The 14,032-nt window shown below is 62.6% G+C and carries 9 protein-coding genes and 1 pseudogene; 5 read left to right on the top strand and 5 right to left on the bottom strand.

What is annotated here, in order from left to right; all coding sequences use genetic code 11:
• Positions 1 to 168: 168 nt before the first annotated feature.
• The 3 genes from E5221_RS27555 to E5221_RS27545 all read right to left on the bottom strand — a co-directional run bounded on the left by E5221_RS27555 (position 169) and on the right by E5221_RS27545 (position 4,155).
• Positions 169 to 462: a hypothetical protein gene (locus E5221_RS27555; protein WP_015272306.1), complete on the bottom strand. Its 294-nt coding sequence runs from the start codon at positions 460 to 462 to the stop codon at positions 169 to 171.
• Positions 463 to 1,150: 688 nt separating this feature from the next.
• Entirely contained in the window at positions 1,151 to 2,938 is a 1,788-nt protein-coding gene (locus tag E5221_RS27550) for a monovalent cation:proton antiporter-2 (CPA2) family protein (protein ID WP_025341083.1), read from the bottom strand.
• A 242-nt stretch (positions 2,939 to 3,180) separates the two neighbouring features.
• A complete protein-coding gene (locus tag E5221_RS27545; protein ID WP_182329546.1) occupies positions 3,181 to 4,155 on the bottom strand; it encodes a GlxA family transcriptional regulator in 975 nt (324 codons plus the stop codon).
• Positions 4,156 to 4,335: 180 nt separating this feature from the next.
• Between E5221_RS27545 and E5221_RS27540 the strand changes: the two genes are divergently transcribed.
• Both E5221_RS27540 and ycaC read left to right on the top strand, forming a co-directional pair.
• Complete coding sequence (locus E5221_RS27540) at positions 4,336 to 4,698, top strand: AraC family transcriptional regulator (RefSeq protein WP_013974756.1); 363 nt, start codon at positions 4,336 to 4,338, stop codon at positions 4,696 to 4,698.
• Positions 4,699 to 4,771: 73 nt separating this feature from the next.
• Positions 4,772 to 5,398, top strand: coding sequence for an isochorismate family cysteine hydrolase YcaC (gene ycaC, locus E5221_RS27535; protein WP_004375560.1), 627 nt, complete (start codon positions 4,772 to 4,774; stop codon positions 5,396 to 5,398).
• 117 nt (positions 5,399 to 5,515) lie between these two features.
• On the opposite strand, the gene E5221_RS27530 is transcribed toward ycaC, so the two are convergent.
• Positions 5,516 to 10,564: an ATP-binding sensor histidine kinase gene (locus tag E5221_RS27530; protein WP_247846719.1), complete on the bottom strand. Its 5,049-nt coding sequence runs from the start codon at positions 10,562 to 10,564 to the stop codon at positions 5,516 to 5,518.
• Positions 10,565 to 10,802: 238 nt separating this feature from the next.
• Here E5221_RS27530 and E5221_RS27525 point away from each other — a divergent pair, with 238 nt between their 5' ends.
• Positions 10,803 to 11,795, top strand: coding sequence for a response regulator (locus E5221_RS27525; RefSeq protein WP_085721337.1), 993 nt, complete (start codon positions 10,803 to 10,805; stop codon positions 11,793 to 11,795).
• Entirely contained in the window at positions 11,792 to 12,160 is a 369-nt protein-coding gene (locus E5221_RS27520; protein WP_170977510.1) for a response regulator, read from the top strand. The genes E5221_RS27525 and E5221_RS27520 overlap by 4 nt, the downstream gene beginning before the upstream one ends.
• A 127-nt stretch (positions 12,161 to 12,287) precedes the next feature.
• Here E5221_RS27520 and E5221_RS27515 read toward each other — a convergent pair.
• A pseudogene (locus tag E5221_RS27515) lies at positions 12,288 to 12,872 on the bottom strand (ATP-binding protein); the annotation flags it as partial.
• A gap of 38 nt (positions 12,873 to 12,910) precedes the next feature.
• Between E5221_RS27515 and E5221_RS27510 the strand changes: the two are divergent.
• Positions 12,911 to 14,029, top strand: a complete 1,119-nt coding sequence (locus E5221_RS27510) for a tyrosine-type recombinase/integrase (protein WP_247846718.1) — start codon at positions 12,911 to 12,913, stop codon at positions 14,027 to 14,029.
• The last annotated feature ends 3 nt before the right edge of the window (positions 14,030 to 14,032 follow it).

Genomic DNA, 14,032 nt, shown 5'->3' with positions numbered 1-14,032 from the left:
AGTTGAATGCAAAAAGGCCGGCTCCCTCTGTAGGGAGCTGGCCTTTTTTGTTTGCTGCGCTGGCCCTTTCGCGGGTAAACCCGCTCCCACAGGTACTGCACAGTTTCAGCGCCTGTGGTGATCCTTGTGGGAGCGGGTTCACCCGCGAAGAGGCCAGCAAGGACAACATCAATTCATGGGCTGCGACTCAATCCCATCCAGCAATGCCTCAACCAATCCTTCCGCCATTTCGAGCGCATTCAGGTTGCTCCAGAACAGGCTCTTGCCGGTTTCATCCAGGTGTTCCAGGGCTTTGTAGCCACAGTCGTAGGCGCCGCGCAGGTACTGGGCGACATGCACCAGGGCGTCGTGGGCAGAGACGCCCGGGTTTACTGTAAACAAAGGTGGATGGCCGGCATCGCAGCGGCTGAAAGCGCGCTCTTTGGTGTCGGGAAGAGGTGGATTGGGGACAATTTTTTTCATTGCAGTAAGCTCTCTAGGTTGTACTGCAACCATCCGTTTCCACGCGAAGGGTGGCAGTTGTACGCGGGGTGGAAAACCGGTGAGAGGCAACCCGGTAGGCCATACGGCCTCCCGCGCACAACTGCCATTGACGACAGAACCTCAAACCGAGACGGGTTTCCACACCCGATCGCTGAACCGACAGCGACCCGGCAAGCCTAGAGAGCAGGCTTTCCCCGGACAATCAGACGGGCGTCGATACGGTGCGTAGGATAAATCCTTGGGATTGGCCTGAACGTAGGAAATGGTTCGCAGGAAAGTAGGACCTAGCTGAGAATCGGACGATTTTGTGGCGGTTTTTGGTGTTCGCATAACGGCGGCGAGGTGATCGACAGGAGATGGCACGATGGCCTTCAGGTGCCTGGCGATAGGTTATGGGCGCCTGTGAAATCGAGCGCCGCCCGCGCGGCGCTTCGCAGCACAAGGCTGCTCCTACATCTGTTTCGGGCCAGTAACGCCTGCATCTGCGCGCGCGACCGCCTTGTTGGTCCGGCACGATTTCTAGGTGGACACCAAGAGGCCGCGCGTGTCTGCCCCAGGAATAATTGGCCCGAAACAGATGTAGGAGCAGCCTTGTGCTGCGAAGCGCCGCGCGGGCGGCGCTCGATCTCAAGGCCGCTACATCTCTACAGCCATGCGCTCGAAACCCTCAATCCGCATCCGAATCAAACAACCGCTCCAACTCAGCCCGGGCCTCCTTGGCCGTCTGCATCACCTTGGCCCGGTCATCACGCACCTGCCCCTGGGCCACCAGCACCTCTTCATCATGCTGGGTAAACCGCGCAATCCGGTCCGCCGCCTGCGCCTCGCTCAACCCCAACCCCACCAATGCCCGTCGGGTCATCTCCAGGCTGGAGTAGAACGTCTCGCGAATCGGCTCGGCGCCGACATCCGCCAACTTGTGCACATGCTGGCGGTTACGCGCGCGGGCCAGCACTTTCAGGTGCGGGTACAGGCGTTTCACCCGTTCCGCCGTGTGAATGGCAGCTTCCGGGTCATCGATGGTGATGATGAAGTATTCCGCCTCGCCCACCTTGGCGGCATGCAGCACCTCGGGGCGCAGTGGGTCGCCGTAGAACACGGGTACCTGTTCGAACATACGGGTCATCTCGATGGTGTCCACCGAGGTTTCCAGGGCAATGAACGGAATCTTCTGTGCCCGCAGGATGCGCGCGACGATCTGGCCCATGCGACCCATGCCGACGATCACCACCCGTGGCGTGTCAGCCTGAATCTGCTTGTAATGCTCCGGCACCTCACGCGCCGGTTGCGGGCGCTTGAGCGCGTGGGCGCAGCCAATCATCAGCAGCGGGGTAATGGCCATCGACAGGGTGATGGTCATCAACAGCAGGTCGTAAGTCTGGGTGTCGAACAAGCCTTGGTCCTTGCCCAGCTTGAACACCACGAAGGCAAATTCGCCACCGGCAGCCAGCACCATGCCCAGGCGCAGGGCGCTGGCGCTGTTCAGACCACCGGCCAGGCGCCCGACGCCGATCAGCAGTACCAGCTTCACGGCCACCAGCAGCAGGGTCAGGCCCAGCACCACCAAAGGCATTTCCAGCAGCAGGCGCAGGTTGGCGCCCATGCCGACGCTGATGAAGAACAGCCCCAGCAGCAGGCCCTTGAACGGTTCGATCTGCGATTCCAGCTCGTGGCGGTATTCCGAGTCGGCCAGCAGCAGGCCGGCGAGGAAGGCACCCAGGGCCATGGAAATGCCGGCTTCTTCCATCAGCCAGGCAGTGCCGATCACAACCAGCAGCGCGGTGGCGGTGGACACTTCCGGCAGGCCGGTGCGGGCCACGGTGCGGAACACCGGGCGCAGCAGGTAGCGGCCACCGACGATGACCACGGCGATGCTGGCGAACACCTTCAGGCCATGCTCCAGGCTGTCGCCGTGGCTGGTGTCCGGGCCACTGGCGGCCAGCAGCGGAACCAATGCGATCAGTGGGATGGCGGCGATGTCCTGGAACAGCAGGATGGCGAACGCCAGGCGGCCGTGCGGGGCGTTGAGCTGCTTGCTTTCGGCCAGGCTCTGCAGGCCAAGGGCAGTGGACGACAGCGCCAGGCCCAGACCGAGCACGATGGCCGCCGGTAGCGTCTGGCTGAAGCCGAACAGGGCGATGGCGCCGATCAGCGCACCGGTCAGCAGCACCTGGGCGGTGCCGACGCCGAATACGGACTTGCGCATCAGCCACAGGCGCTTGGGCGACAGCTCGAGGCCGATGATGAACAGCAGCAGGACCACGCCCAGCTCGGAAATGTGCGCCACGCTTTCGGTATCGCGGATCAGGCCCAGCGCCTGCGGGCCGATGATCACGCCGGCGAGCAGGTAACCGAGCACGGCCCCCAGGTGCAGGCGCTTGGCCAGGGGGACGGCGAGGACAGCGGCGAGCAGGAAGATCACCGCGGTTTGCAGAAGGCTGCCTTCGTGTGGCATTGGCTCGTACTCCATGAGCTGCCGGGGCAGCGTTAGATCAGTTTGGCGGACAATTCTGGGGAATGTGGGGGTGCCAGACAATCTGCTGTGAGGAAGACACATTGTCCTGAATCAGGTGACAGTCGTGCTGGCCTCTTCGCGGGTGAACCCGCTCCCACAGGTACAGCGGTGTCTTCAAGCCTGCGCAACACCTGTGGGAGCGGGTTCACCCGCGAAGAGGCCGGCACAGGAAATCTGCATACTCAACTGCCACCAAACTGCGCCCGATACTGCGCCGGCGTCATGCCAATCCGCTCGCAGAAAACCTTGCGCAAATGCCGGTCACTGCCAAAACCGCACTGCGTCGCCACCACTTTCAATGGCAGGTCGCTGCTTTCCAGCAGCTTGCGCGCGCGGTCGATGCGTGCGTTCTGCAAGTATTGCAGTGGCGTGATGCCCACCTCGCGCTGAAAGGTGCGGGCGAAGTTGCGCCCGCTCATGGCTACCAGGTCGGCCATCTTCTGCACAGTGAAGCCTTGCTCGATATGGTCGACGATATACGCCTGCACCCGTGCAATCGGCGAATCATCACGCGGTACAGCCGCCAGCAGTGGCCCGTAGGGTGTCTGCCCGCCCTGGCGATGGCGGGCGACCAGCAGCACCTTGGCCACTTCCAGGGCCAGCGCCTTGCCGTGGTCTTCGGCCACCACCGCCAGTGCCAGGTCGATGCCAGCGGTGATGCCGCCCGAGGTAATCAGGCAGCGGTCGATCACGTAGATCTGCTCGGTCTCGACCTTCGCCTCGGGGAACGCTTGTGCCAGGCGCTCCACGTAGTTCCAGTGGGTGGTGCAGCGATAGCCGTCCAGCAGCCCGGCCCGGCCCAGCAGGAATACCCCGGTGCATATTGCACCAAAGCGTTTGGCCCGGCGCACGGCCTGGGGCAGCCAGCGCTCGATGCCTGGCAGGGCGATGTCATAGGCGCCCGGGCCGCCTGGCACCAGCAACAGGTCGACGGCTTCCGGCAAATCCTCCAGACGCAGGTCGGCTACCACTTTCAACCCGCAGGAGCCGCGCACCGCTGCCTGCCCTTCGGCCAGGGTCAGCAGCCGGTACTTCCACTCGGCAGGAAGGAAGCGGTTAGCAATGGCAAACGCGTCCATGGGCCCGGTCACGTCCAGCAACAACACATCATTGAACAACACCATGGCCACGGTGCGGTGGGCGGGTTTTTCCTGCATCGCTCTTATGCCTTGAATGCCGGCCGCCACCAGCGGCCCGAAGCTGAATACGAAACGCATCTTAAGGTATCGGCAAAACCGTCAGGGCCAGCAGCGCGCAATTAACAACAATTCAGGTTTGGCTCAGGACTTTGTCATGTGCTGGAGGCGAGACTTTCTGCATTGAACAGGAGAGCCGCCATGCACCCCGGGACGCCCCAAGCGCCGCTGCAAACCCCCGGCGCACTGACGCCGGCGCGCTTGCGCCGGGCCAAGGAACTGATGTTGCACAGCCCGTTGTCGATCATCGAAATCGCCGGGTTATGCAATCTCACCCGCAGCCACTTCTCGCGCGCGTTCAAGGTCAACACCGGCCTCTCGCCCCAGGCGTGGCGCCTGCTGGCACGCATGGAAAAGGCCAAGCGCCTGCTCGCCACCGAGGCGCCGATCACCCACGTGAGCCTGGAATGCGGCTTCTGCGACCAGGCCCATTTCACCCGCGCCTTCAGCCGCCTGGTCGGCCAGCCACCCAAGGCCTGGCGCCAGGCGCAGGCCCATCCTTAAGCCGAACCTATCCGCCGGTATAGCCCCTTGTGGACAGTGCCGGCCTGTTTTCCCAACCCAAGGAGTCACCCCGATGAGCCAACCCGATTACAAGCGCCTGAACAAAGACGACGCCGTGGTGCTGCTGGTCGACCACCAGACCGGCCTGATTTCGCTGGTGCAGGACTTCTCGCCCAACGAGTTCAAGAACAACGTGCTGGCCCTGGGCGACCTGGCCAAGTTCTTCGGCCTGCCGACCATCCTCACCACCAGCTTCGAGCAAGGCCCGAACGGCCCGCTGGTGCCCGAGCTGAAAGAGATGTTCCCGGATGCGCCGTACATTGCCCGCCCTGGCCAGATCAACGCCTGGGACAACGAAGACTTCGTCAAGGCGATCAAGGCCACTGGTCGCAAGCAGCTGATCATCGCAGGCGTGGTGACCGATGTTTGCGTGGCGTTCCCGACCCTGTCGGCGCTGGCGGAAGGTTTTGAAGTGTTCGTGGTGACCGATGCTTCGGGCACCTTCAACGAAACCGTGCAGCAGGCGGCCTGGGTGCGCATGACCCAGGCGGGTGCACAGATGATGAACTGGTTCTCGGTGGCCTGTGAGCTGCACCGCGACTGGCGCAACGACATCGAAGGGCTGGGTAACCTGCTGTCGCAGCGCATTCCCAACTACCGCAACCTGATGAACAGCTATGCGGCCCTGAGCGCCCGTTGATGTAAGCCTGTACCGGCCCTTTCGCGGGTGAACCCGCTCCCACAGGAACCGTGCAGTTCTCAGGCTGTGCACTATCCCTGTGGGAGCGGGTTTACCCGCGAAAGGGCCGGTACAGGCTCAAGAGGGATTCACAGGCAGCGTAAAGCGAATCTGACACCCCCCCAGCTCCGACACCTGCGCCTGCAACTGCCCTCCATGGGCCTGCACCACCGAGTTGCAGATCGCCAAGCCCATCCCCATGCCGCCGATCTTGGTGGTATGAAACGCATCGAACACTCGCTCGCGCTCATCCGCTGCAATCCCCGGTCCGTTGTCGTCTACGCAGATTTCCACCTCATTCCCGACCACCGCCGACGCAATTCGCAGCACCCCATCGCTGCGATACCCCGCCAGCGCCTCCAGGCCATTGGTAATCAGGTTGAACACCAACTGCTGCAACTGCACCGGGTCGGCCATCACGCTCACCCCCGCCTGCAAGCGCATCTGCACGTCCACCGGGCCCTTGGCGGCATCGGCCGATGTAAGGCGCACCACTTCGCGGATCAACTCGTCCAGCTTCACCACCTTGAGTTGCATCGGCGACTGTTTGGCCAGCGAGCGTAGCGCACGCACGATGTTGGCGGCCCGTTCGCTGTCGTTGCGTATATCTTCCAGGCCGGCAATCGCCTCTTCCAGGTCGGGCTTGGCGCGCTTCAGCCAGCGCAGGCTGGCAGCGGCGTTGGAGGCTATGCCCAGCAGCGGCTGGCTGATCTCATGGGCGATGGACGCGGACAGCTCGTTCATCACCTGCAAGTGCGACGTGCGCGCCAATTCCGCGCGGGAGCGGCGCAACTCGGCCTCCATCTGGGCGCGGGTCTGGTTGTCTTCGGCCAGGCGTGTGTAGAACTTGGCGGTTTGCAGCGACACCGCCGCCTGTGAGGCGAGTATTTCCAGCATGGCCAGGCGCTGGCTGCCGAACAGGTTCGGCACCAGGCGGTTTTCCAGGTACACCAGGCCGATCAGCACGCCCTGGATCACCAGCGGCAGGCACAGCACCGAACGGGCCTTGCGCGCCTGCAACTGCTGGCGGAAGGCCTCGGGGCAATCGCTCTGGGCATCGTTGAGCACCAGGGGCTTCTTGGTGCGCATGGTGGCGTTGATGATCGACAGCGGTGCCTGGGTCATGAACTTCTGGCAGTCGTCCATGCTCACGTGCAGCCCGGCGTCGTCGATGTAGGCGAGGGCAGCCATCTGGAATTCGGCACCGCTGACGATCAGCAGCGCACCGTGGTCGGCGCCGGAATGCTGGGTCAGGTGGCCCATCAGGGTTTCGATAAGGCCTTCGAGCAGCACTTCCTCGGACAGCGCCCGTGCTGCCTCGATGCCGGCTTCCAGGTCGAGCTTGGCCTGGTGGGTTGCGCGTTGGCTTTCCTGGATTGGCTGGGTGCGCAGGAACGGGTGCAACGCCTCCAGCTGGTGCACCTTGCCGGTCGCGCCCCAGATATGGAAACAGTCGCGGGCGATGCGCAGGTGCAGGTTGGCGCCGGAGATCAGGCCGCTGGGGATGCATACCTCGGCCAGCTGTTCGTGGGCCAGCGCCTGCTCGTGGATGAAGCCGGCGGCGGTGGCGGCTATCTGTGCCTGGTCGAAGCAGCGGATGGCGGCCAGGCCGTCACCTTCGAGCTTGGCGATCACACCTTCGATCAGCAACAGCTTGTTGCGGAAGGTGGCCGGGTTGAAGTCGGCCCAGCGGCCGAAGCGCTCGCGAAGGGCGTGTAGTTCGCGCAGCTTGTCGGCAAGGCTGCCAATGGCCTCGGGGCTGCCCAGGGCCAGGCCGCGGAACAGATGATAGTCGGCCAGGTTGATGTGCGCTGGTACCGCCCAGGTGTTGTCCCCGGCCAGTGCCAGGTTGCGCATGGCCTGCGGGATGTTACCCAGGTAGAAGTCGCCCATGCCGGCCATGAGGTATTGGAAGAACCGCGTGGTGGGCGATTTCGAGGCTGTGGCCGAGGCCGGGCAGGGCGTGCCGCTCAAGTTGGCGACGAACGCTTGCTGGGCCTGCAGGATCTGCTCGATGTCGCGGTAACCGTAGCGACGCACGGTGGCCAGGCCTTGCGCCAGTTCCTCCACCACGTCCGGCAGGTAGCGGCCCATGAACAGCGAATCGGAAACCAGGTGGTTGCAGGCATAGCAGCTCATCGCCAGGTCGCCGCTCAGGCGCCCCGAGTCGACCGCATCCAGTGCGGTACGGCGGGCGAACTCCATGGGCGAGGTCCAGGCGCTGACCTGGTCCAGGGCCAGCAGCGCGCTGGTCAAGTCAGCGTCGAAACCGTGCCGCTCTATCAGCTTGAGCGCAGCCAGGCAGCAAGCGTGGCCATCATGGTAGGCGCCGAAGCGCTCGGCAATCATCACCCCGTACCAGGCCATGCCGTAGGTGCTGCCCGGGGCGACGCCGTGCAGCAGTGACAGCTCCATGAGCTTGGCCAGGTGCAGGAAGCAGATGTCGTCCTTTACGAAAAACGATGACGACAGGGTGGCCAGCAGGCTGATGGCAACTGTCACTTCCTCCGAATCGGTGCGCTGCAGCGATTCCAGGCAGTGTCGTCCTTTCTGTTCGACCAAGGTCTGTACATGGGCATGACTGGCTTCGACCTGTTGCCAGTCGCCACCTCGCACCGGGCTCATACCCAGCAAGTCCAGGCCGGAAATGGCGCTGTCGATGGCCGCCTGATAGTCGCCGCGCAAGGTGTACAGCAGCGCCTGCAGGCGGCATACCCGCGCCTGGTCCAACGCCGAGCGCGCGCGCAGGCGGCATTCAGTGATGCGGGCCTCGGCCGCGACCATTCGCGACAGTTGCATGTCGCACTCGGTGGCCATGCAGGCGATGGCAAAGCCATGCGTGGCGCGGCTTTCCAGCGTTGCGCCGCGCTGCAGCAACTGCTCGGCCGTGTGCAGGTAGCCAGCCGATTGTTCGAATGCGCCGCCATCGCGTGCGCGTGCTGCTGCCTCGCGTAAAAGCTGCAGAAAAGCTTCGCAGTCATCCGCTGCAAACCCGCATGGACTGGCGCGTTGCAGCTGGTTGGCAAGCTCGAACAGTACCTCGTGCAGGCGCCTCGGCCAGGCCTGGCGCATGGCCTGGGCAATACGTGCATGCAATTGGGCACGTGCGCGCGCTGGCGTGAGAGCGTACGCAGCTTCCATCACCCGTTCATGGGCGAAGCCCAGGCCGTTCTGGCCCGGTTGCAGGAAACCCGCGCCAATCAAGGCTTTCAACGGCTCGCCGGGCGCTTGAGAGAGTACCTGGTGAAGCAGGCGTTCATCACAGCGGCTGCCAGCCGCACTGATCACCCGCAGCACGTCGCGCTGCGGCTCTGGCAGGCGCGCCAGGCGGTGGATCATCAGGTCGGCAACATTGTCGGAATAGCGGTGGCGGGCCACGGCCTGCAGGCACCATGACCAGCGCATGGCCTGGGTATCGAAGGTGAACAGCTGGTCCTCGACCATGGCCCGGAGGATCTGATTGATGAAGAACGGATTGCCCGCAGTCTTGTCGTGTACCAGTTCGGCCACCTGCAATGCGTCCTCGGGGCCGACGTGGTAGCGCTCGCCGATCAACTCGGTCACCGCGCTCACCGCCAGGGGCCGCAGGTTCAGCGTGGTGCTGCGCACCGCCGCGGGCAGGGCAAGGGGTGTACTGCTGGCTGGCGCATCACTGCGCCGGGCGAAGATCAGCAACAGGTTGCCGGGCGCGTGAGCCAGAAGTTGCGCCAGCAGTTGCTGGCTGGAGTCGTCGACCCAATGCATGTCATCGAAGAACAGCACCAGCGGCTGGTCGGGGCGGCTGAATACCTGCAGGAATTCGACGATCGCCCGCAACTCCTTCTGCAGCGCCAGACGCGTGGGCTTGGCCGGCAACTCGGGCAAGGGGCCGAGGATCAATTGCAGGTCTGGTGCCAGCTTGCCGAGCAGCCGGCCGTGGCCTTTGATACGGCGCAGAATCTCGTAGCGCAAGGCGTCGAGGTCCCGGCTGTTCTTGGCCAGCAACTGGGTGGTCAGCGCGCCGAGAATTTCGACCCAGGGCGCGTAGGGCAAAGCCTGGGCAACGCCGTTGCACTTGCCGATGGCCCAGTAACCCTGGGCGTTGGCCCTGAGCGCTGCCTCGACCAGGCTCGACTTGCCCATGCCCGTAGCCCCGTTGATGAACAGGGCTTGTGGCTTGCTGTCACGGCGCTGTGCCTTGAGCAGCAGGGCGATGGACTTCTGTTCGGCACTGCGGCCATACAGGCGTGCGCGGTCGGGCGTCATCGGGTCGGCACAGCCTGGTTCGAAGGCCTCCATGGACTTGCTGGCGGCCCACTGTCGCTGGCAATAGGCCAAGTCCACCGCCAGGGCGCGAGCACTCTGGTAGCGGGCGTCCGGCTCTTTGGCCAAGGCCTTGGCCAGGATCCGGCTGAGAGGTTGCGGCACATTGCTGTCCACTTCGCAGGCCGCTCGTGGCTGCACGCCGGCATGCAGCTGGCGCCAGTGCTGGGTGTCGCGCCCGGCCAGAGGCAATTCGCCCAGCAGTAGCTGGTAAAGGATCGCGCCCAGGGCATAGATGTCGGTGCGTCGGTCGCTGCTGCTGCCGTGCGGGCAGACCTGTTCAGGCGCCAGGTAAGCCCAGTTGCCGAGCGGGGTGCCTTGTTCGCTGATCAGTTCCGCCGGGTCGGCGCGAAAGCAGCCCAGTCGCACTCGCTGGTCCGCGCGCAGGCACACATGTTCGGGCTGCAGCGCGCCGTGCAGCACATTGCGTTCGTGTGCCTGGGCCAAGGCAGTGGCTGCATTCACCGCAATCTCGAGAAACGGCGCCAGGGCGGCAGGGCCCTCTGCGATAAGGTCGGCGATGGAGCGGCCGGCCGGGTACACCAGCAGGGGGCCTTCGGCCGAGCGCACGAACGCCGAGGGGATCACCGCCCATTGCGGGTCGAGTTGCAGGCGGTAGTCGCGTTCCAGGCGCTGGCAGGCGGCGGGGACCTCGCGCGGGGCGCGCACGGCGATCCATGCCTGGTCGGTGGCTGGATCGCGAAGGCGGAAGTAACTGAGTTCACCTTCCTGGCCCAGCGCGTTGATGTCACACCGGTTCAGCCAACCCTCGTCGACGGACTGGTCGTAATCGATGGGCCTGTGGGCAAGGCGTTCATCGAGCATAAGGCACCCCTGCTAGCGACATCCTGACGCACGAGTATACGCAGCGGACCCAGCAGGGATGCGGGCTGCAGGCTGCTTGGCAGGAAAGGGTACGCTGTTGTCCGTTATCGTCCCTTGGGGGCTGGCGGGCTTTTGTATAGTCCTCAGGCCAACCTATCCCTCGGGATAATTGTCTGAAGGCGTACGCTGGCCTAGGCTGCCCTGGGCTGGGAAACGCCCGTGCCCGCGCGAGGAAGCCATGATCCGAATAGGTAATGCCCAGGTGTCGCTGGAGCGGCGCGAAGCCTTTATTGACGGTAAGCCTGTCCTGTTGGGGGGACGGGCATTCGAAGTGCTGGCGACGCTGATCAAGGCCAAGGGGCGGGTGGTCGACAAGGACGAGCTGTTCAGCCAGGTGTGGGCCGGCACGGTAGTCGAGGACAACAACCTGCAGGTGCAGGTGTCCTTGCTGCGCAAGGCCTTTGGCGACCGTGGCCTGATCCAGACCGTGCCACGCCGGGGCTACCGCCTGGCCGCCGAGATCAGCCTCGAGTTGCCTGGCAAGGCGGCGGGCAAATCGCCGCTGTGCGCCGCGGCCGAACCTGTCGAGTTGTTCGATGAGCACTTGAACGTGCCGGTGCTGGTGGTGGATGACGACCCGTCGGTGCGCACGGCGTTGGGCCGCCTGCTGCGCTCGCAGGACATTCCGCATCATTTGTTCGCCAGTGCCGAGGCGTTGTTCGAGGCCCGCCTGGAAACCCCCTATGCCTGCCTGTTGCTGGACATGCACCTGCCCGATACCAGCGGCCTGGAAGTCCAAGATGCGCTGCGCCGACTTGCGCTGCCCTGGCCGATCGTGTTCATGACCGGCTTCGGCACCATCCCGATGACCGTCCAGGCCATGCGTGCCGGAGCCGTGGAGTTCCTGACCAAACCGTTCGACGAAGACCAACTGCTGACACTGCTGCAGGCGGTGCGCACGCGTGCCGTGGCCGAAGGGCGCAAGTGGCACCATGCGCGGCAGGTCGAGGAAAAGTACCAGCGCCTGACCCAGCGCGAGCGCCAGGTGTTCTCGCTGGTGGTCGGTGGCCTGTCGCACAAGCAGATCGCCAGGCAGATCGGCACCAGCGAGGTGACGACCAAGGTGCACAAGAAAAACATCATGAACAAGATGCAGTCCCGCTCGCTGCTTGAACTGGTGGCCATGCACAACGTTATCGGGGCGCAGCCTGAGGGCCTGGGCGGCGCATGAGCAGCACTGTGTGCATCGTTGACGACGATGCTTCGGTGCGCAAAAGCCTGGCCAACCTGCTGCGTTCGGCAGGTTTCGAGACCTTGTCTTTTGCTGCCGGGGACCTGTTCCTGGCCTCGGCACTGGCGCGGCAAGCGGGGTGTGTGCTGCTCGACCTGAGGATGCCCGGAATGAGCGGGCTGGCGGTGCAGCGCGAGCTGGCCAGGCTGGGGTGGCGGTTGCCGGTGATCTGCATGTCGGCGCACTGGGATGAAGGGGCGGTGCGGGCTGCGATGGCGCTTGGGGCGCTGGTCTGCCTGGGCAAGCCATTTTCTGAAGAGGTGCTGCTGAAGGTGGTTGAGGATGCTTTGGTGGGCAGCCAGTGATGCTTTGCCTGTGCCGGCCCTTTCGCGGGCTTGCCCGCTCCCAAAGGGATCCACAACCCTTGAAACTGTGGTCACTCTTGTGGGAGCGGCCTTGTGTCGCGATGGGCTGCAAAGCAGCCCCGGCAATCTAACTGCTCCCCGGCCGGTACTGCAGGGCCTCGGCCAGATGCGCCCGGCCAATTGCCTGGTTACCTTCCAGGTCCGCCAGCGTCCGCGCCACCTTCAGTAACCGGTGAGCCGCACGTAACGACAGGGTCAGCCGCTCACAGGCCCCCTCCAACCAGGCCTGGTCCGCCGCCGCCAACCCACAATGGCAGCGCAACCCCTCAAGGTCGAGAAATGCATTCGCACACCCTTGCCGCCGCTGTTGCAGTTCACGTGCTTCGGCTACCTTGGCCGCCACATCGGCACTGGTCTCGCCGCAGGGCTGGTTGTTCAGCGTGGTGCTCTCCCGGGCCACGGTCAGGTGCAGGTCGATACGGTCCAGCAATGGCCCGGACAGCTTGTTGCGATACCGCGTGATTTGCTCGGTGCTACAGCGGCAGCGGCCGGTGGGGTCGCCCAGGTAGCCGCAAGGGCAGGGGTTCATTGCCGCCACCAGCTGGAAACGTGCGGGGAAGCGCACCTTGTCGCGGGCCCGGGCAATCACGATCTCGCCCGACTCCAGCGGTTCGCGCAACACTTCCAGCACGCGACGCTCGAACTCAGGTATTAGACTCATGGGCTACAGTGTAGACCCAGGAGGCCGCTGTGAAATTACTTAAGCCCAAATCGCAACAGTTAGCTCAGGCGGAGGGAAATCTGCAGACGCTTGGGCTAAGTGTTTTGAGTTATCGGGACTATATTGTCGATGAGTTACGGTTGCCATTCTTTTTGGATACTGAAAACAAACCTATAAACGCTGTGCATAGATATCTCTATGAAAAGGCTTTTTATATGGGTGTCTATAAGTCGGCTAATACAGCAAGAACTTACGCCGAATGCATTAAAGCTTGGTTTACATATTTGAATGCCACGGGGTTAGTTTGGGAGGCTGTTACCGTGCGGCAAATAGTTGCTTATCGGAACTCAATGAAATCTAGCAGCGATGTGTCAAAAAAAACACTAAGCGCAGCCACAATAAATTTACGTATAAATGTAATTATCGATTTCTATAGATATTGGTGGAAAGAGCTAGAGCGGACTCAGGGTGATACCGAGGCAAAAAGGAATTATGATAAATCTCGCTCTCGCACCGTGAGGTTTAAGGTGAATACGGACAGAAAGGGTGCGAGAGCACTAAGCTTGGAAAGTTGTGCGGCAATCTATGGCCGTCTCAAGGGCGCCCATAAGCTAATTTTCCTATGGTGTGTATGCACTGGAATGAGAATTAGCAGTGTGTTGAGTGTTGAGCTTTCCCAGTTTGAAGCACTGAGCGGCGGCAGTTTTTTAGACGTAACTGTAAAAGGTGGGCGCAAGCAAAGCGTGTATATTCCAAGATTAATTGTTGAGGAGACTTTTGCGTACAAGCAAGTTGAGCGAGCTCTCGCGGCCAAAAGAGGCGATGGGCCTGAAGCCAAGCTGTTTCTCAATAATAGAGGCGAAAGCGTTAGCAGAGAATGCTATTACGCTGCGTATAAAAGGGCCTGTGTCGTAGAAAGAATTAAATCGAACCCTCATCAAACTAGAGCTACGTTTGCGACCCATTTGGAAAGCCGACTCGGCTCACTGAAAAATACACACAATGTTGACCCATTGAAAATCATACAGGGCCTATTGGGTCACGCCAGCTCAGAGACAACGCAGATTTATTTAGAAAATATTAAGGGTAGGCATATAGATGTAACTAGTTTAATTGAGACATATGCTGACGTTTTCCGGAGCGGATGAACA

Origin of the sequence: Pseudomonas sp. A2 (assembly GCF_023100865.1) — a bacterium.
GTDB lineage: Bacteria > Pseudomonadota > Gammaproteobacteria > Pseudomonadales > Pseudomonadaceae > Aquipseudomonas > Aquipseudomonas asiatica.
Note: the sequence above shows the minus strand (reverse complement) of the source record. Positions and strands in the feature narration are given on the sequence as shown.